General features: G+C 69.6%; 14 protein-coding genes. 3 read left to right on the forward strand and 11 right to left on the reverse strand.

The window, feature by feature from the left end; genetic code table 11:
• Positions 1 to 55 precede the first annotated feature (55 nt).
• From DTO57_RS05415 to DTO57_RS05460, 10 genes are all read right to left on the reverse strand, one after another.
• On the reverse strand, positions 56 to 787 hold the full coding sequence (locus tag DTO57_RS05415) for an amino acid ABC transporter ATP-binding protein (protein ID WP_114117140.1): 732 nt from the start codon (positions 785 to 787) through the stop codon (positions 56 to 58).
• Positions 784 to 2,241 carry an amino acid ABC transporter substrate-binding protein/permease gene (locus DTO57_RS05420; RefSeq protein ID WP_373285665.1) on the reverse strand — a complete coding sequence of 486 codons (1,458 nt, stop codon included), beginning with the start codon at positions 2,239 to 2,241 and terminating at the stop codon, positions 784 to 786. The genes DTO57_RS05415 and DTO57_RS05420 overlap by 4 nt, the downstream gene beginning before the upstream one ends.
• A gap of 63 nt (positions 2,242 to 2,304) precedes the next feature.
• The gene (locus DTO57_RS14755) at positions 2,305 to 4,212 is read right to left on the reverse strand and encodes a 5-oxoprolinase subunit B/C family protein (protein ID WP_114117142.1); all 1,908 of its coding nucleotides are present in this window, start codon (positions 4,210 to 4,212) and stop codon (positions 2,305 to 2,307) included.
• Positions 4,209 to 4,958 carry a LamB/YcsF family protein gene (locus DTO57_RS05430; protein WP_114117143.1) on the reverse strand — a complete coding sequence of 250 codons (750 nt, stop codon included), beginning with the start codon at positions 4,956 to 4,958 and terminating at the stop codon, positions 4,209 to 4,211. The genes DTO57_RS14755 and DTO57_RS05430 overlap by 4 nt, the downstream gene beginning before the upstream one ends.
• Positions 4,958 to 5,881, reverse strand: coding sequence for a 4-(cytidine 5'-diphospho)-2-C-methyl-D-erythritol kinase (locus tag DTO57_RS05435; protein ID WP_114117144.1), 924 nt, complete (start codon positions 5,879 to 5,881; stop codon positions 4,958 to 4,960). The genes DTO57_RS05430 and DTO57_RS05435 overlap by 1 nt, the downstream gene beginning before the upstream one ends.
• Positions 5,878 to 6,942, reverse strand: a complete 1,065-nt coding sequence (locus DTO57_RS05440) for an aldo/keto reductase (protein WP_114117145.1) — start codon at positions 6,940 to 6,942, stop codon at positions 5,878 to 5,880. The genes DTO57_RS05435 and DTO57_RS05440 overlap by 4 nt, the downstream gene beginning before the upstream one ends.
• Positions 6,943 to 7,056: 114 nt before the next feature.
• The gene (gene rsmA, locus DTO57_RS05445) at positions 7,057 to 7,914 is read right to left on the reverse strand and encodes a 16S rRNA (adenine(1518)-N(6)/adenine(1519)-N(6))-dimethyltransferase RsmA (protein ID WP_114117146.1); all 858 of its coding nucleotides are present in this window, start codon (positions 7,912 to 7,914) and stop codon (positions 7,057 to 7,059) included.
• Between the two features lie 449 nt (positions 7,915 to 8,363).
• Positions 8,364 to 9,233, reverse strand: a complete 870-nt coding sequence (locus DTO57_RS05450) for a TatD family hydrolase (RefSeq protein WP_114117147.1) — start codon at positions 9,231 to 9,233, stop codon at positions 8,364 to 8,366.
• On the reverse strand, positions 9,230 to 10,795 hold the full coding sequence (metG, locus tag DTO57_RS05455; protein ID WP_114117148.1) for a methionine--tRNA ligase: 1,566 nt from the start codon (positions 10,793 to 10,795) through the stop codon (positions 9,230 to 9,232). The genes DTO57_RS05450 and metG overlap by 4 nt, the downstream gene beginning before the upstream one ends.
• A gap of 41 nt (positions 10,796 to 10,836) precedes the next feature.
• Positions 10,837 to 12,750 carry a penicillin-binding transpeptidase domain-containing protein gene (locus DTO57_RS05460; RefSeq protein WP_114117149.1) on the reverse strand — a complete coding sequence of 638 codons (1,914 nt, stop codon included), beginning with the start codon at positions 12,748 to 12,750 and terminating at the stop codon, positions 10,837 to 10,839.
• Positions 12,751 to 12,825: 75 nt separating this feature from the next.
• Here DTO57_RS05460 and DTO57_RS05465 point away from each other — a divergent pair, with 75 nt between their 5' ends.
• Positions 12,826 to 13,173: a PadR family transcriptional regulator gene (locus DTO57_RS05465; protein ID WP_114117150.1), complete on the forward strand. Its 348-nt coding sequence runs from the start codon at positions 12,826 to 12,828 to the stop codon at positions 13,171 to 13,173.
• The gene (locus DTO57_RS05470; protein WP_114117151.1) at positions 13,170 to 14,216 is read left to right on the forward strand and encodes a hypothetical protein; all 1,047 of its coding nucleotides are present in this window, start codon (positions 13,170 to 13,172) and stop codon (positions 14,214 to 14,216) included. The genes DTO57_RS05465 and DTO57_RS05470 overlap by 4 nt, the downstream gene beginning before the upstream one ends.
• Before the next feature lie 9 nt (positions 14,217 to 14,225).
• Here DTO57_RS05470 and DTO57_RS05475 read toward each other — a convergent pair whose 3' ends face one another.
• Positions 14,226 to 15,242, reverse strand: coding sequence for a LacI family DNA-binding transcriptional regulator (locus tag DTO57_RS05475; protein WP_114117152.1), 1,017 nt, complete (start codon positions 15,240 to 15,242; stop codon positions 14,226 to 14,228).
• Between the two features lie 156 nt (positions 15,243 to 15,398).
• On the opposite strand from DTO57_RS05475, the gene DTO57_RS05480 reads away from it, so the two are divergent.
• Positions 15,399 to 17,423, forward strand: coding sequence for a beta-galactosidase (locus tag DTO57_RS05480; protein WP_114117153.1), 2,025 nt, complete (start codon positions 15,399 to 15,401; stop codon positions 17,421 to 17,423).
• Positions 17,424 to 17,464: the final 41 nt, after the last annotated feature.

Raw genomic sequence — 17,464 nt, forward strand, 5'->3', positions numbered from 1 at the left:
GACGCGAAAAAGCGGGCGCGTGCGATGACCGCACGCGCCCGCTTTTTGCTGCCTTCTAGAGGACCTTCGAGAGGAATTCCTTCGTGCGGGGCTGCTGCGGGTTGCCGAAGACCTCGGCCGGCGCGCCCTGCTCGCAGATGACGCCGTCGGAGAGGAACACGACGCGGTCGCACACCTCGCGGGCGAAGCCCATCTCGTGCGTCACGAGCACCATCGTCATGCCGCTCTTCGCGAGCTCGCGGATGACCTCGAGAACCTCGCCGACCATCTCCGGGTCGAGCGCGCTCGTGGCCTCGTCGAAGAGCATGATCTTGGGCTCCATCGCGAGCGCACGGGCGATCGCGACGCGCTGCTTCTGACCGCCGGACAGCTGCGACGGACGGGCGTCGGCCTTGTCGGCGAGGCCCACGCGCTCGAGGAGAGCCTGCGCCTGCGTGCGGGCGTCGGCCTTGCTCTTCTTGCCCGTCTCGACCGGCGCGAGCATGATGTTCTCGATCACCGACATGTTCGGGAACAGGTTGAAGTGCTGGAACACCATGCCGATGTGGCGGCGCACCTCGTTGATGTCGACCTTCTTGTCGGTCAGGTCGAAGCCGTCGACGACGATCTTGCCGCTCGTCGCGGTCTCGAGCTGGTTCAGGCAGCGCAGGATCGTCGACTTACCGGATCCCGACGGGCCGATGAGCGAGACGACCTCGCCCGAGCGGACCTCGAGGTCGATGCCCTTGATGACTTCGTTCGACCCGTAGGCCTTGCGGAGGCCCGTGACCTCGATGACAGCGCTCACTTGTTCACCTTCTTGTCAATCGTGTTCGCGATCCACGTGAGGATGGTGATCACGATGAAGTACATGATGCCGACGATGATCAGCATCTCGGTCGTGCGGAAGTTGACCGAGTAGATCTGCTGAGCCTGGTACAGCAGCTCGGCGAAACCGATCGTCAGGAGCAGCGACGAGTCCTTCAGCGTGATGACGAACTGGTTGATCATCGCGGGCGTCGAAATCTTGACCGCCTGCGGCACGATCACGCGCTGCATCGATTTGCCCCAGCCGAGGCCGAGCGAACGCGCCGCCTCCATCTGGCCCGGGTCGACGGCGCGGAGGCCGCCTCGGATGATCTCGGTCAGGTACGCACCCGCGTTGAGCGCGAGCGTCGCCGCACCGGCCCAGAAGATGTCGCCCTTCACGCCCGTCAGCTGCGGCAGACCGAAGTAGAACAGGAACGCCCACACCAGCACCGGGGTGCCGCGGAACACCGCGACGTAGACGCTCGCGATGCCGCGCAGGATCTTCGACGTCGAGATCTTCATGAAGCCGAACGCGATACCGAGCACCATCGCGATGATGAAGGCCACGATCGTGATGCGGAGGGTGTTCCACAGACCCTTCATGAGGGCGGGCATCGAGTCGGCGACGACGTCGAAGAACGAGCCGCCCGACACGCTCTGCGGGTCGGCGAGATAGGTGTCGAGGATCTGGTCGTACTGGCCAGACTCCTTCAGCTCGGCGAGGCCCGTGTTGAACGCCTCGAGAAGCGCCTGGTTCTCGCCCTTGGCGACGGCGAAGCCGTACTGGCCGCCGGGGATCTTGTCGGTGACGACCTTCAGGCCGTTACCCTGCGCGATGCCATAGGCGAGCACGGGGTAGTCGTCGAACACGGCGACGGCTGAGCCGTTCTTGACCGACTCGTACATCGTCGCCGACTGGTCGAGAGCCTTGACGGTGAAGCCATACTCCTCCGAGAGCTTCTGCGCCTCGGCGAGGCCCTCCGAGCCGCTCTTTGCGACGACGGTCTCGCCGTCGAGGTCGTCGTAGCTCGAGATGTCGTCGTTGCTCTCGGCAACGGCCATCTGCACGCCCGAATCGAAGTACGGATCCGAGAAGTCGAAGATCTGCTTGCGCTCGTCGGTGATCGACATACCGGCGATCACGCCGTCGGCCTGGCCGCTCGTCACGGCCGAGAGCGCCGCCTGGAAGCCCAGCGACTGCACCTCGAACTCGAAGCCCTGGCTATCGGCGATCGCCTTCAGCAGGTCCATATCGATACCGGCGACCTCGCCGCCCTGGAACATTTCGAAGGGCGCGAACGTCGTGTCGGTCGCGATGATGAACGACTGGCCCTCGACGCCGCTCTGCTCGTCGGCCGCGGATGCGGGTGCGGCACCTACAAAGAGCAGGAACGCTACGAGGGATCCGGCAACAAGCGCTCGGAGCCCGCGGCGGGGTTGAGTCGGATGCACGAGAGAAACTCCTTCGTCAGGAAGCATATTGCCCGCGGCAACATGCCGTACCGCAGTGAATCCTTAGGTTACCGTGAGGCTGTTCGAAGATTCGGGGTCGATCTGAAGGAAAGTCACCCGAGAACCCGGAGGAAGCTGCGACGCGCGGGGCAGATCGGCGTCGATCACGACCGCGATCACGGGGTACCCGCCCGTCACCGGATGATCCGCGCCGAACAGCACCAGCTCCCCCGACGGAGGCACCTGCAGCGCGCCCACGACGACGCCCTCGCTCGCGAGTTCGCCCTCCGGCGTGCGCAGCGGACGGGCCCCGTCCGCCGGCGAGAGCCGCGCCCCGACCCGGTCGGTGCTCGGGCCGACGAGCCACGTCGTCTGCGTGAGGTGGTCTCTTTCGGACGGATCGAACATGTGATCGCGCGGGCCGAAGCGGATCCGAAGGGAGTTGGTTGCGTCTTGCTGTGGCGCGGGCGGTGACGCGGGCGCGGCGACCGCCGACTCGACATCTTTCCCGATCGCGAGCGTCGTCCCGGCGCGGAGCGGATCCGGCCCCAGCCCGCCGAGGACATCCCGCGAGCGGCTCCCGAGCACCTCGGGCACCTCGATCCCGCCGCGCACGGAGACATATGTGCGCAGCCCGACCTCGGGATACCCGAGCGCAAGCTCCTCCCCCGCGCGAAGCAGGAACGGCGCGCCATGCGGCGCCGCCTCCGGCGCCCGCAGCGCGTGCGGATCCGCGGGGGTGGTGAGTGCGGGATCCGGGGATCTCGGAGCCGCGGTGAGCGCGCCAGACGCGGGCCCCGGATCCGCGGAAAGTGCGCCAGCCGCGGGCGCCGGATCCGCGGGGTTGGCGCGGCGGCGGAGCTCGGCCCGCGGATCCGCGCCCGCGAGCGCCACGACGAGGTCGGCTTCGGCCCGCATCACGAGCCCACCGAGGGTCTCGAGGACGGCGGCGCGACGCGAGTTCCCGACGAGGCGATTAGCCTCGCGAGCCGACGCGGTATCTGCGGCGCCCGAGGCGGTGACACCGAGGTCGGAGTACCCGGGTCGCCCCAAATCCTCGATGAGGGTGAGGAGCCCGGGCTCAACCACGGTCAACGCCCGCGCCGAGGTTCTGACAATCGCTCCAGATTCTGACGATTTTTCGGGATCAGGCCCAATCTCGGCCGATTCTCCGTATCTCGCGACGGGTGGGGCCGCGGGCGTGACGTCAGCCCCGCGTCCCCCTTCCCGCACCGCGCCGCCATCCCCCCGCGCCGAGATTCTGACGATCGCTCCAGATTCTGACGATTCTTGCGAATCAGGCCGAATCTCGGCCGATTCTCCGTGTCTCGCGACGGGTGCGGCAACAGAAGAGGCCCGCGCCGCGCGGAAGCGCACGCGGTCGCCGGGGGCGATGAGGGCCGGATCCGCTCGGGTGAGATCCCAGAGGGGCGCGTCGGTGCGGCCGATGAGCTGCCACCCGCCCGGCGAGCGGCGCGGGTAGACCGCGGAGAACTCGCCCGCGAGGGCGACGGATCCGGCCGGCACCGCCGTGCGCGGGCTCTCGCGCCGCGGGACCTGCAGCCGCTGATCCCCGCCGACGAGGTAGGCGAAGCCCGGCGCGAATCCGCCGAACGCGGCGGTCCACGGCGTCGCCTGGTGCGCGGCGACGACGGCCTCGGGGCTGAGGCCGGTCAACAGAGCGACGGTGCTCAGGTCTTCGCCGTCGTAGACGACGTCGATGTCGATTGTGCGGGCCCCCTGCGCGCCCGCGGGCGTGAGGTCGATATCGGCGACGCGGCCGGCCGCGCGCCGCGCGTCGCGCGCGGTCGCGAAGCTCAGCAGCACGGTGCGGGCCGCGGCGATCTGGTCGACCTGGCCCAGCGGATCCGCCACCACCCGCGCGCGGAAGGCCATCGCCTCCGCGAGCGAGGAGAGCTCGACGAGGAAGGCCCGCTCCCCCGCCCAGAGCACGCGGCGGGGCGAGGTCACGCGAAGCTCCGGATCTCCGCACCGGCCTCGTCGAGCGCGCGGCGCACGGCGGAGGCCATCGTGACGGCGCCCGGCGTGTCGCCGTGCAGGCAGATGCTCTCGGCGTCGATGCGCAGGGGCGTGCCGTCGATGGCGTCGATGACGCCGTCCACGGCGAAGCGCACCATGCGGCGCGACACGGCCTCGGCGTCGGTGAGCACGGATCCCGCCTGCCCGCGCGACACGAGCTCGCCCGCGGGCGTGTACGCGCGATCGGCGAACGCCTCGCCGACGAACCGCAGGCCGCGTTCGCGGGCGAAGCGGCCGGCGACGGATCCGGGGAGGAGGAGCAGCGCGAGCGACGGATCCACCGAGCGGACGGCGTCGACGACGGCGCGCGCCTGCGCCTCGTGGTGCACGATCGCGTTGTAGAGCGCTCCGTGCGGCTTCACGTATCGCACCTCGCCGCCTTCGCGGCGCGCGAGCGCCTGCAGCGCGCCGATCTGATAGGCCACCTCATCGGAGAGCTCGGTCTCGGTGTAGTCGATGAACCGACGGCCGAAGCCCGCGAGATCGCGGTAGCCGACGTGGGCGCCGATCGTGACGCCGGCGGCGACGGCCGCGCGGGCCGTCCGCGCAATGCCCGACGGATCCCCCGCGTGAAAACCGCACGCGATGTTCGCGCTCGTGACCTGCGCGAACATCGCCGCGTCGTCGCCCATGTGCCACGCGCCGAACGACTCGCCGACGTCGCTATTGAGGTCCATCAGACGATGCGCGCCCCGTGCACCGGACCGTAGACGCCGATCGCCTCGTAGCCGGCCATCGTCAGGCGCGCCTCGAGCGCCGTGCCCTCCGCGCGGCTCTCGACGAGGAACGCGATCGTCGGTCCGGATCCGGAAACCAGCCCCGCGAGCGCGCCCTGCGCCTCGCCGAACTCGAGGATCTCGCGGACGTCCGGGCGCAGCCGCAACGCGGGCGCCTGCAGGTCGTTGTGGAGCGCCTCGGCGAGCTGCCGGGCGTCGCCCGATCGCAGCGCCTGCAGCACCTCGATCGGCACCGCCGGATCCGCGACCTGATCGGCCGAGACCGCGTCGCCGCGCATCTCGTCGAGCTCGCCGTAGGTGCGCGGCGTCGACATGCCCACGCCGTTCGGCACGATGACCCACTCGAAGCGCCCGCGCGCGAGCGCCGGGTTCAGCGCGTCGCCGCGCCCCGTGCCGATCGCCGTGCCGCCCATGATCGAGAACGGCACGTCGGCGCCGAGCCGCGCGCCGAGCGCCTGCAGCTGCGCGGAGCTCAGCCCCGTGTTCCACAGCGCGTCGCACGCGACGAGCGCCGCGGCCGCGTCGGCGGATCCGCCGCCCATGCCGCCCGCGACCGGAACCTCCTTGCGGATGTCGAGGTGCACGCCGCCCGGGTAACCCGTCTCGGATGCGAGCAGGCGCGCCGCCTTCAGCGCGAGGTTCGACTCGTCCTGCGGGACGCCGGAAACGTCGACGGATCCGGAGACCGCGATCGTGAAGTCGTCGGCGTGGGTCGCGTAGACGTCTTCGAACAGGCTCACGGCCTGGAACGCCGTGGCGAGCTCGTGATATCCGTCGTCGTGGCGCCCGCCGACCGCGAGGAAGACATTGATCTTCCCGGGCGCGCGGACGCGCACGCCGGGAAACTCCTCGACGAGGCTCATGCCTTCTCCCAGAAGTCCGATCCGATACCGGCCGCGGCCTCATCGATCGTGTTCAGCTCGTCTGCCGAGAACGCCGGGCCCTCGAGCGCCTTCACGTTCTCGTCGATCTGCTCCGGGCGGCTCGCGCCGATGAGCGCGCTCGTCACGACGTCCTCGCGCAGCACCCACTGCAGGGCCATCTGCGCGAGCGTCTGGCCGCGGTCGCTCGCGACGCGCTCGAGGATCCGCAGGTGCTCGCGGGCCTCGTCGGTCAGACGCTTGCCGCCGAGGGATCCACGCTGCTGGGCGCGCTCGGCGTCGCCGTCGCCCAGGTACTTGTTCGTCAGCACGCCCTGCGCGAGCGGCACGAAGGCGATCGCGCCCATGCCGCTCGTGGTGAGGGCGTCGGTCAGGCCGTCCTCGATCCAGCGGTTGATGATCGAGTACGACGGCTGGTGGATCACGAGCGGCGTGCCGAGCTGATCGGCGACCTTCTTCGCCTCGAGCGTCTCATCGGCCGAGTACGACGAGATGCCGACGTACAGCGCCTTGCCCTGCTTCACGAGCGTGTCGAGCGCGCCGATGGTCTCGGCGATCGGCGTCACCTTGTCGGGACGGTGCGAGTAGAAGATGTCGACATAGTCGAGGTTCATGCTCGTGAGCGACGCCTCGGCGCTCGCGATGAGGTACTTGCGCGACGCCCAATCGCCGTACGGGCCGCGCCACATGTCGTAGCCCGCCTTCGACGAGATGATGAGCTCGTTGCGGTACGGCGCGAAGTCTTCGCGGTAGATGCGCCCGAAGTTCTTCTCGGCCGAGCCGTAGGGCGGGCCGTAGTTGTTCGCGAGGTCGAAGTGCGTGATGCCGCGGTCGAAGGCGTGGCGCAGCAGGGCCCGCTGGTTGTCCATCGGGATGTTGTCGCCGAAGTTCCACCAGAGGCCGAGCGAGATCGGCGGCAGGAACAGCCCCGACGAGCCCACCTGCCGGTAACGATCGAACGACTCGTAACGGTCGTCGGCTGCCGCATACGGGCGGTGCAGGTCAGCGACGGGGCGGGAGTGGAAGCGCGGGGATTCGGTCACACCCTCAGGCTACCGTGAGCCTCGTTACGGGCGCGCGTCGCGGAGCGCGGGCACCGGATCCGCGGGCTGCGCGCGTGTATTACGCGCGCTTCGTGCGCGATCCGGATCCGCGGGTTACGCGCGTGCGTCCCGCACCGCGAGGGCGATGCGGTAGAACGCGTGCACGTCGAGGGCCTCGCCGCGCACGGTCGGCTCGACGCCGGCCTTTTCGAGGATCTCGCTCGCGGCCGCGGATCCGCCGAGCTCGCGCGAGAGCGCCTGGCGCAGCATCTTGCGGCGCTGCTGGAACGCGAGGTCGATGATCCGGAAGGTTTCGAGGCGGTCCTCCTCGGATCCGAGCGGTTCGCCCGAGCGCTCGAAGCCGACGAGCACGCTGTCGACGTTGGGGACGGGCCAGAACACCTGGCGCGAGACGGTGCCGACGAGCTTCCAGTCGCCATACCAGGCGGCCTTCGCGCTCGGGGCGCCGTAGATCTTGGATCCGGGGGCGGCCGCGAGGCGTTCGCCGACCTCGGCCTGCACCATGACGACGCCGCGCCCGAGATTCGCGAACGTCTCCATGAAGTGCAGGAGCACGGGCACCGAGACGTTGTACGGCAGGTTTGCGACGAGCACCTCGGGGTCGCCGGGCAGCTCGGTGACGGTCATGGCGTCGTGCTCGACGACCGTCAGCTTGCCGTCGGGCACACCCTGCTCCGACGCCGTCTGCGCGAGGCGCGACGCGAGGCGCGAGTCGATCTCGACCGCGGTCACGCTCGCGCCGGTCTCGAGGATCGCGAGCGTCAGGGATCCGAGCCCCGGACCCACCTCGACGACGCGCTCGTTCTCTTCGACGCGCGCGGCCGTGACAATCTTGCGCACCGTGTTGGCGTCGACGACGAAGTTCTGACCGAGCTTCTTCGTCGGCGTCACGTCAAGCTCGGCGGCAAGGCGGCGGATATCGGCGGCGCCGAGGAGGCGAACGGTGCTCATCTGGCCATCCTCTCACCCGATCCGGCGAGTTCCCTGCGGCGCATGTCCCAGTTTGTGCGGGAATGCTGGCGTCATTCCAGCCACAACCGGGACACGCCCCGAAGCATGTCCCACTTCGTGCGGGAATACGGTCGCCATTCCCACCACAACTGGGACACGCCCCGAAGCATGTCCCACTTCGTGCGAGAATACGGTCGCCATTCCCACCACAACTGGGACACGCCCCGAAGCATGTCCCACTTCGTGCGAGAATACGGTCGCCATTCCCACCACAACTGGGACACGCCCCGAAGCATGTCCCACTTCGTGCGGGAATACGGTCGCCATTCCCACCACAACTGGGACACGCCCCGACGCATGTCCCACTTCGTGCGGGAATACGGTCGCCATTCCCACCTCAACTGGGACACGCCCCGAAGCATGTCCCACTTTGTGTGGGAACGGGGGCGTCAGGCGAAGCTGCCGTAGACCTCGAGGGTGTTGGCGGCCACCTGGGCGCAGAGCTCGTCGAGGTCGGCGCCGAGTTCGGCGGCCATGAACCTCATCGTCAGCGGCACGAGATAGGGCGCGTTGGGGCGTCCGCGGTGCGGCACCGGCGTGAGGAAGGGCGCGTCGGTCTCGACGAGGATCCGCTCGCGCGGCGTGACCTTCAGCGCGTCGCGCAGGTTCTGCGCGTTCTTGAACGTGATGTTTCCCGCGAACGACAGCCAGTAGCCGGCGTCCGCCGCCTCGCGCGCCATCGCCTCGTCGCCCGAGAAGCAATGGAACACCGTCTTCTCCGGCGCCCCGACGCGCGCGAGCGTGTCGAGCACGTCGCGGTGGGCGTCGCGGTCGTGGATCTGCATGGCGATGTCGTGCTTCTTCGCCATCGCGATGTGAGCCTCGAACGACGTCAGCTGCACGGCGTGGCCCTCTTCGCCCGTGCGGAAGTAGTCGAGCCCCGTCTCGCCGATCGCGCGCGTGCGCGGGTGCGCCGCGAGCTCGTCGATCACGGCGAGCGCCTCGTCGAGGCGCCCCTGCGAGGCGTACACGGGGGCATCGTTCGGGTGGATCGCGACGGACGCGAGCACCCGGGGGTCGCGCTCGGCCGCCGAGACGGCCCAGCGCGACGACTCGATGTCACCGGACGACTGCACGACTCCCGCGATGCCCGCCCGCTCGGCGCGGGCGAGCTGCTCGTCGAGACCGAGCGGATCCTCGCCATCGTCGATATCGAGGTGGCAGTGGTTGTCGTACACCGGCACCGCGAGCGGCTCCGGCGGCTCGGGATGCGTCAGGTCCTTGCGGCCCTTCTTGTCGCGAGCCTGCACGTAGGTCATTCTTCTTCGATGCGCGGGAACAGCGGCGCGAGCTTCGTGGTCGCGGTTCCGGGCTGGAGGACGCCCCAGGCACCCGCCTCGCGCAGGTTCTGCGCGGTGAGGTCGCCCGCGATGCCGAGGCCCTCCCACAGCTTCGCCGTCGAGTCGGGCATGACGGGCGAGAGCAGCACGGCGAGGGCACGCAGGCCCTCGAGGCACGTGTAGATCACGGTCGCGAGGCGCTCACGCTGCGCGTCATCCTTCGCGAGAACCCACGGCTCCCGCTCGGTGATGTACCCGTTGAGCGCATCGACGATGCGCCAGACCTCGGCGATCGCCTGATCGATGCGGAAGCGCTCGATCGCGGCGTCGGCGTTCGCCGCCGCCTCGGCGACGAGCTTCTGGATCTCGAGGTCGGCCTCGACGTACTCGCCCGGCTCCGGCACGGATCCGTCGAAGTACTTGGCCGTCATCGCGATCGATCGCGACGCGAGGTTTCCGAATCCGTTCGCGAGCTCGGCGTGGTAGCGGGCGAGCATGTCCTCCCACGAGAACGAGCCGTCCTGGCCGAACGCGATGGCCGAGAGGAAGTAGAAGCGGTAGGCGTCGGATCCGAAGGTGTCGACAAGCGTCTTCGGCGCGATACCCGTCGCCTTCGACTTCGACATCTTCTCGCCGCCGACGAGGAGCCAGCCGTGCGCGAACACGCCCTTCGGCACCTCGAGGCCCGCGGCCATGAGCATGGCCGGCCAGATCACGGCGTGGAAGCGCAGGATGTCCTTGCCGACCACGTGGTAGCCGGGCCAGCGGCGCTCGAAGTTCTGCTCGTCGGCGCCGTAGCCGACCGCGGTCGCGTAGTTCAGCAGGGCGTCGACCCACACGTAGATGACGTGCGACGAGTCCCACGGCACGGGGATGCCCCAGTCGAACGCGCTGCGCGAGATCGACAGGTCGTTGAGGCCCTGCTGCACGAAGGCGACGACCTCGTTGCGCGCCGATTCGGGCTGCACGAAGTCGGGCTGTTCGCGGTACAGCTCGAGCAGGCGGTCGCCGAACTCGCTGAGCTTGAAGAAGTAGTTCTTCTCGTGCAGCAGCTCGAGCGGCTTCGAGTGGATCGCGCAGACCTTCAGGCCCTCGAACGCGCCCGTGCCCATGACGATGTCGCTCTCGGGCTTGAACTCCTCGCACCCGACGCAGTACAGCGCCTCGTACTCGCCCGCATAGATGTAGCCGCGGTCGTAGATCGCCTGGATGAACGCCTTCACGCTCTCCTCGTGGCGCTCCTGCGTCGTGCGGATGAAGTCGTCGTTCGCGACGCCGAGCGTGTCGAGCAGCGGGAACCACTCCTCGCTGACGAGCTTGTCGACCCACTCCTGGGGGCTCACGCCATTCGCCGCGGCGGCGCGCATCATCTTCTGGCCGTGCTCGTCGGTACCCGTCAGCATCCAGGTGTCGTCGCCGGACTGTCGGTGCCAGCGCGCAAGGGTGTCGACAGCCACCGTCGTGTACCCGTGCCCGATGTGAGGCACATCGCTCGGGTAGTAGATGGGCGTGGTGATGTAGAACGAACCGCCAGAAGTCACCCGTCCAGTCTATGGGTGTGTGACTGTATGTTTCACCGCCGCTACTTTTGCAGGAATTCCTTCATGAGCGGGGCCGCGGTTCCGGATCCGGTGCCGTCGTCGACGAACACGGCCACGGCGAGGTCGCCCTGCGTCGCAATCATCCACGCGTGCGTCTCGGTCTCGCCGTCGCGGTCGTATTCGGCGGTGCCGGTTTTCGCACCGACCGCCGGATCCAGCCCCGCAAGATCGCTCCCGGATCCGTCGGTCACGACCGCACGCATCAGCTCGGCGAGCGTCGCCGCCTCCTCGGCGGTGAGCGGCGCCGCGCCCTCGGCGGGCGCGCTCACGGCGGCCGGATCCGCGGTTGCCTCGGGAGAAACGCTCGCCTCGGGAGAAGCGGTCGCCTCCGGAGAAACGGTCGCGTCCGGCGAAGCGGTCGCGTCCGGAGATGCCGACGAAGCGGACGAATCGTCCCCCTCCACCACATGCGGCGCGACAGTCTCGCCCGCCGCGACCGACGCCGCGACGGTCGCCATCGCGAGCGGGCTCGCGAGGATCCTCCCCTGCCCGATGAGGTCGGCGGCGTGCTCGGTCTTACTCGTCGAGTCGGGCACGGATCCTGTGAAGGCGCCGATCTGGCTCGTGCCGCCAAGGCCGAGGGAGGCCGCCGCGTCCTGGAGTGCCGCGTCGTCGATCTTCTCGGCCTGCGAGACCATCGCCGTGTTGCACGAGTTGGCGATGGCGTCGCGCAGCGAGATGTCGCCCGTCTTCGACTCGGGGTAGTCGGGGAAGTTGTGGAACTCGTAGCCGTCGACCGTGAGCGTGTCGGAGCAGGTGACGACGTCGTCGGGCGTCGCGCCCGCGCGCAGGAGCGCGAGGGCCGTGACGACCTTGAACGTGGATCCGGGCGCGTACTGCCCGTCGGTCGCGTTGGCGTAAATGCTCGAGGATTCGGTGTTTGCGACGGCGAGGATCCCGCCGGTCGAGGGCCGGATCGCGACGATCGAGGCGGTGCCGTCGACGCCCGCGAGCACCTGATCCGCACGGTTTTGCAGATCGACGTCGAGGGTCGTCGCGAGCGGATCGGCCTCGGCGCCGTCAAACGAGATCAGCTCGCGCGACTCGTCGCCCGAGACGGCGCTCAGCGTGATCGTCGGCGCTCCGCGCAGCTCGGCGTCGTAGGCCTTCTGCAGGCCCGAGAGCCCCACCTGGTCTCCCGCGCTGATGGCACCGTCGGAGGCGTCGATGATCTCGGCGGTCGCCTCGCCCACAGATCCGAGGAGGTCGCGGGCGAACATGCGGGTCGGCGCGAGCATCATGGTCTTCTCGACCGAGTTCGCGCCGGGGATCTCCGAGAAGTCGTCGGGCACGCGATCGGCGGCGTCGGCGGGTCGCAGCGTGATCGCCTCGACGAAGGCCTGATCGCCCATCTGCTCGGCGCGGGCGACGAACTCGTCGGCGTCGATGCCGAGTGCGTCGGCGATCTTCTTCGCCGAGCCCGCGACCTGGTCGGCCTCGACCCAGCTCTTGTCGAGGCCGTAGACCGACACCTCGCGATCGGTGACGATCGTCTCGCCGCCGGCGCCGAGGATGTCGGCACGGTCGGGGTACGCGCGCAAGACCTCGATCGTCTCGCCGTCCTTCAGCCCGAGCCCCGCGAGGTCGGGCGTCTTCTCGACGCTCCAGCCATCGTCGGTCTGGTCGAGCGTCACGGGCACGGTGTAGGCCCACTCGTTGCCCTCGATGTCCCAGTCGAACGCCAGGTCGACGGTCGCGGTCTCGCCGTCCTTGACGGGTTCGCCGGCGGTGACCGTCAGCGGGAACGCGGCGAGCGCGTCGTCGGCGTAGTCGTGGTTCTCGGCCGACTTCTGCAGGTCGGCGACGGCGTCTGCGAGCCCGTCGTCGGCCGTGCAGGAGGCAAGGCCGAGGGCGCTGAGCCCGGCGAGAGAAAGGACTGCGGCACCGCGGATCATTGCTGACACACGCCCAGTCTGCCTCATCGTTCCGTCACGTTGACGCGTATCTAGATAGATGTTGTACTTAGATACATGGATGACGTCGAGCCGCTGTGGCCGCTCCCCTGGGTGCGCGCCGCCATGGGAACCGCGGTGCTCGCCTGCCTCGAACACGAGGAGCTGCACGGCTACGCGATCGCCGAGCGGCTTGCGGCTCGCGGGTTCGGAAGGCCGAAGGGCGGATCCCTGTATCCGCTGCTCGGGGCGCTCGAGGAATCCGGCGCCGTCGAGGCGAGCTGGGTGCAGGGCGAGAAGGGCCCCGGCCGGCGTTCCTACGTCATCACGCGGCTCGGCCGCTCGCGCCTCGCCGACGAGCGCGAGTCGTGGGCCGACCTCGCGGCCGCGCTGCACACCACCGACCCCGAGGAGGCACGCGAATGAGCGACACCCCCATCCGCTCAGCGATCGAGGCCGTGCGCGCGGCGCGCGGCGAGAAGGCCGACGAGGCCTGGGCCGAGGCCGTCTCGTTCGAACTCGTCATGACCGACGTGCGCGTAGAACTCGTCGCGCGGGCCCTCAGCGAGGCCGCGGAGCAGATCGCGCAGGCGGACGAGCCCGCCGCAGAGCTCTTCGGCGACGCCCGCGAATGGGCCGCGGGCCGCAGGGCGGAGTGGGTCGCCGACGGCGCCGACTGGTCGGACGACGACGAGCCCACATCCGTCAAAGGCGCCCTCTTCATGGTGCTCCTCGCCGCCGCGGGCATTTCGTTGCTCTTTGTCGCACAGACCCTCCTCACGGCGGCGTGGTCGGAAGAGATCTCGCTCGCGGGGGCGATCTTCCCCACACTTCTGGGCGCCGCGACCGTCGGCGCGCACGCCCTGTTCACGAGGCTTCGCGAACGCCGATCGCAGCTCGCGGCCGTCGCGGGCACGGCGGCGTTGCTGCTCGCGGTCGGCGGCACGCTCACGGCGGTGGCCTGGCTCAGCAACGGAATCTCCCTCGGCATCGCGACGGGGTGGTGGCACCTCGCCGCCGCGCTGGTGCTCGGGATACTCGCATTCGCGGCGCTCCAATTCCTCCCCGCGCCCCGGCGCCGCGTCGCGGCAGGCCCGCGGGACGACGACGCGTGGCTGAAAGAGCTCGGCGCCTCCCTCCGCACGCGCGGCGACATCACGGATCACCGCGCGAACGAGATCGTCGAGGAGGCGCGCGAGCACGCGGCCGACTCCGGCGGGAGCCTCGGCGACGAGTTCGGCACGCCGCGCGCCTACGCGGCTCGCTTCGCGAAGAACCCCGTCGTCCCGGCGCGCCGGCGCGCGATCTTCTCCGCCGCGCTTGCGACCGTCGCGCTGGTGGTCCTCGCGATCGATCTCTCCGACGGGGGCGACTTCCCGTACGCGACGTTCGCGTGGTTCGCGATCCTCGCGCTCAACGCGGCCCTCACGCTCGCCGCATGGCGCACCGCGGCGCGCGAACGGGCGTAGCGCGACCGCCTACGCCCGCGGGGCGCTCTCGCGCACGACGAGCTCGGTGGGGAGGGTGAGGGTCCGCCCCGCTCCCCCGTCGATCACCTCGAGCAGCATCGCGACCATCTGCTCGCCGATGCGTTCCCAGGGCTGCCGCATCGTCGTGAGCGACGGCTCGAAATCGGCGGCGAGGCCCGAGTCGTCGAAGCCCGCGACCACGACGTCGTCCGGCACGCGCACGCCCGAGCGCTGCAGTCGCTGGATGACACCGACGGCCATGCTGTCGGAGGCCGCGAACACGGCATCGAAGGATCCAGGGGCAAGGCTCGCGATCGCGTCGCCGCCGCTCGCGCGGCTGAAGTCGCCCTCGACGACGAGCGACGCATCGAACAGCTCGCCCATCTCGTCGCGGAAGCCCTCGAGGCGGAAGCGACCACCGGGGGTGTCTTGCGGGCCCGCGATGTGGGCGATCCGCGTGGATCCGCCGGAGAGCAGGTAGCGGGTCATCTCGCGGGCGGATCCGTACTCGTCGACCGAGACGGAGGGGATCTCGAGGTCCGAACCGAGCGGCAGGCCGACGCAGACCGTGGGCACGCCGGCCCCGAGGAGGCTCGACACGAACGGGTCGCTCTCGTGCGACGAGACGAGCATGACGCCGTCGACGTGACCGCCCTCGACGTAGCGCAGGATCCCCTGCTTCTCGTCGGCGGTTCCGGCCGCGAGCAGTACGAGCGTCTGCCCGCGCGACGTGAGCGCCTGGGCCGAATAGCGCAGCAGCAGCGAGTAGGTCGGATCCTCGAACAGCAGGTGGTGCGGCTCGGTGAGCAGGAAGGCGACGGAGTTTGACCGCCCGGTGGCGAGGCTGCGCGCGTGGTGGTTCGCGGTGTAGCCGGTCTGCCGAATGGCGGCCTCGACGGCCTCGCGCGCATCCTCCGATACCCACTTGCCACCGTTGAGCACGCGGGACACCGTGCCATACGAGACCCCGGCGACGACCGCGACATCGCGGATCGTCGGCTTTCGGGGCCGCTTTTCGACGTTCATGAGTTAGACAATAGCCCCCTGGCGCCGCGCGCTGTGACCGGTTACAGTTCTATAACGACATCTCGATCTCGGTAGCACGGGGCGACGACCGCCCGCAGACTGTAACCGGTCACAGAGATGTGACGGTCCCACCACATACGACGGAGTAGCTCTTCCATGACAGCGAACGCTGGCGCGCTTTCTCGAACCGCCTTCCCCCAGATCGATGGCCTCGCCTACGGCGGCGACTACAACCCCGAGCAGTGGTCGCGCGACACGTGGCGCGACGACGTGCGGTTGATGCGCGAGGCGGGCGTGAACCTCGTCAGCATCGGCATGTTCTCGTGGGGCCTCATCGAGGTGCGCGAGGGCGAATTCGACTTCTCGTGGCTCGACGAGATCCTCGGCCTGCTGCACGACAACGGCATCTCGGTCGACCTCGGCACGCCCACCGCGTCGCCGCCCGCGTGGTTCTTCGCCACCTACCCGGAGTCGCGGGTGGAGACCGCGGAGGGCACGAAGCTCGGCTTCGGATCCCGCGGCATGGTGTCGCCGTCGGCGCCCGCCTACCGCGAGGCGATCGCCCGCATCTCCGGCGCGCTCGCGGAGCGCTACGCCGAGCACCCCGCCGTCGTCATGTGGCACATCCACAACGAGTACGGCGCGCCCGTGTCGCAGGACCACTCGCCCGCCTCGAACGTCGCGTTCCGCGAGTGGCTGCGCGAGCGCTACGGCTCGATCGACGCCCTGAACGAGGCGTGGGGCACGGCATTCTGGGGCCAGCACTACACCGAGTGGGACCACATCTCGACGCCCGCCGCGACCCCCACCGTCGCGAATCCGTCGCAGAAGCTCGACTTCCACCGCTTCAGCGATCATCAGCTGCGCCAGTGCTTCATCACCGAGCGCGACGCGATCAAGCGCTTCTCCGACCTGCCCGTCACGACGAACTTCATGGCGAACCAGCACGGCGGCGTCAACCTCTGGGAGTGGGCCAAGCTCGTCGACGTCGTGAGCGACGACCACTACCTCGTCGCGGCCGACCCGCACCCCGAGGTCGGGCTCGCGATCGCGGCCGACCTCACCCGCTCGGTCGCGGGCGGCGCGCCGTGGATGCTCCTTGAGCACTCGACGAGCGGCATCAACTGGCAGCCCACCGGCATCGCCAAGCGCCCCGGAGAGATGGCACGCAACTCGCTCGCGCACGTCGCGCGCGGCGCCGACGCCGTCATGTTCTTCCAGTGGCGCGCCTCCCGCAAGGGCGCCGAGAAGTTCCACTCGGCGATGCTCCCCCACGCCGGCACCGACTCGCGCATCTGGCGCGAGGTCGAGAAGCTCGGCGCCGACGTGCGCGCCCTCGCCCCGCTCAAGCGGTCCCGCGTGAAGGCCGACGTCGCGATGCTGTGGGACTACGAGTCGTTCTGGGCGCAGGACCTCGAGTGGCGCCCCGTCGACGACCTCGACCACAACGAGCGCGTGCGCGCGTTCTACGAGCGCCTCTGGCGCGACGGCTTCACGGTCGACTTCGCGCTGCCGAGCCACGACCTGTCGGCGTACCCGCTCGTCGTCGTCCCGGCGCAGTACATGCTGCGCGCGGAGGATGCCGAAAACCTCACCCGCTACGTCGAGAACGGCGGCACGCTCGTGGTGTCGTACTTCTCGGGCGTCGTCGACGAGAACGACGGCGTGCACGAGGGCGGCTTCCTCTCGCCGCTGCGCGACGCGCTCGGCGTCGATGTCGAGGAGTACCTGCCGCTGCGCCGCGGCACGAGCGCGAAGGTCGTCTGGGCCGACGGCTCGTCGTCCGACGCCGACCACTGGCAGGAGCACCTGCGCGTCTCCGGTGCCGAGGTCCTCGCGCGCTTCGGCGAGGGCGGCGGCAAGGACCTGCCCGCGATCACGCGCGGATCCCACGGATCCGGACACGGCTGGTACGTCGCGACCCGCATGTCGACCGACGCGCTCGCAGACGTGTTCCGCGGCGTCTACGCCGACGCGGGCCTCACGCCGCGCGACCTCGGCGAGGGCCTCGAGGTCGTGCGCCGCGAGTCTGACGCCGACGCCTTCACGATCGCGATCAACCACTCCGAGACCGACCACGAGCTCGCCGTGGCGGGCGAAGACCTGCTGACGGACGAACGCGCAGAGTCGTTCACCGTCTCGGCCGGCACCGTGCGCGCGATTCGCACGAGCCGACACTAACCACCCCACCCGCTCCCACAACCCTGCCGCAATAGCGCGGC

It is taken from the genome of Microbacterium sorbitolivorans (assembly GCF_003327285.1).
In the GTDB taxonomy this organism is placed as follows: Bacteria; Actinomycetota; Actinomycetes; order Actinomycetales; family Microbacteriaceae; genus Microbacterium; species Microbacterium sorbitolivorans.

Bases quoted from the DNA above. Each gene is read 5' to 3' on its own strand.
- DTO57_RS05430 (WP_114117143.1), bottom strand. From the start codon at position 4,958: ATGGACCTCAATAGCGACGTCGGCGAGTCGTTCGGCGCGTGGCACATG.
- DTO57_RS05435 (WP_114117144.1), bottom strand. From the start codon at position 5,881: ATGAGCCTCGTCGAGGAGTTTCCCGGCGTGCGCGTCCGCGCGCCCGGG.
- rsmA (WP_114117146.1), bottom strand. From the start codon at position 7,914: ATGAGCACCGTTCGCCTCCTCGGCGCCGCCGATATCCGCCGCCTTGCC.
- DTO57_RS05450 (WP_114117147.1), bottom strand. From the start codon at position 9,233: ATGACCTACGTGCAGGCTCGCGACAAGAAGGGCCGCAAGGACCTGACG.
- DTO57_RS05460 (WP_114117149.1), bottom strand. From the start codon at position 12,750: ATGATCCGCGGTGCCGCAGTCCTTTCTCTCGCCGGGCTCAGCGCCCTC.
- DTO57_RS05465 (WP_114117150.1), top strand. From the start codon at position 12,826: ATGGATGACGTCGAGCCGCTGTGGCCGCTCCCCTGGGTGCGCGCCGCC.
- DTO57_RS05470 (WP_114117151.1), top strand. From the start codon at position 13,170: ATGAGCGACACCCCCATCCGCTCAGCGATCGAGGCCGTGCGCGCGGCG.
- DTO57_RS05475 (WP_114117152.1), bottom strand. From the start codon at position 15,242: ATGAACGTCGAAAAGCGGCCCCGAAAGCCGACGATCCGCGATGTCGCG.
- DTO57_RS05480 (WP_114117153.1), top strand. From the start codon at position 15,399: ATGACAGCGAACGCTGGCGCGCTTTCTCGAACCGCCTTCCCCCAGATC.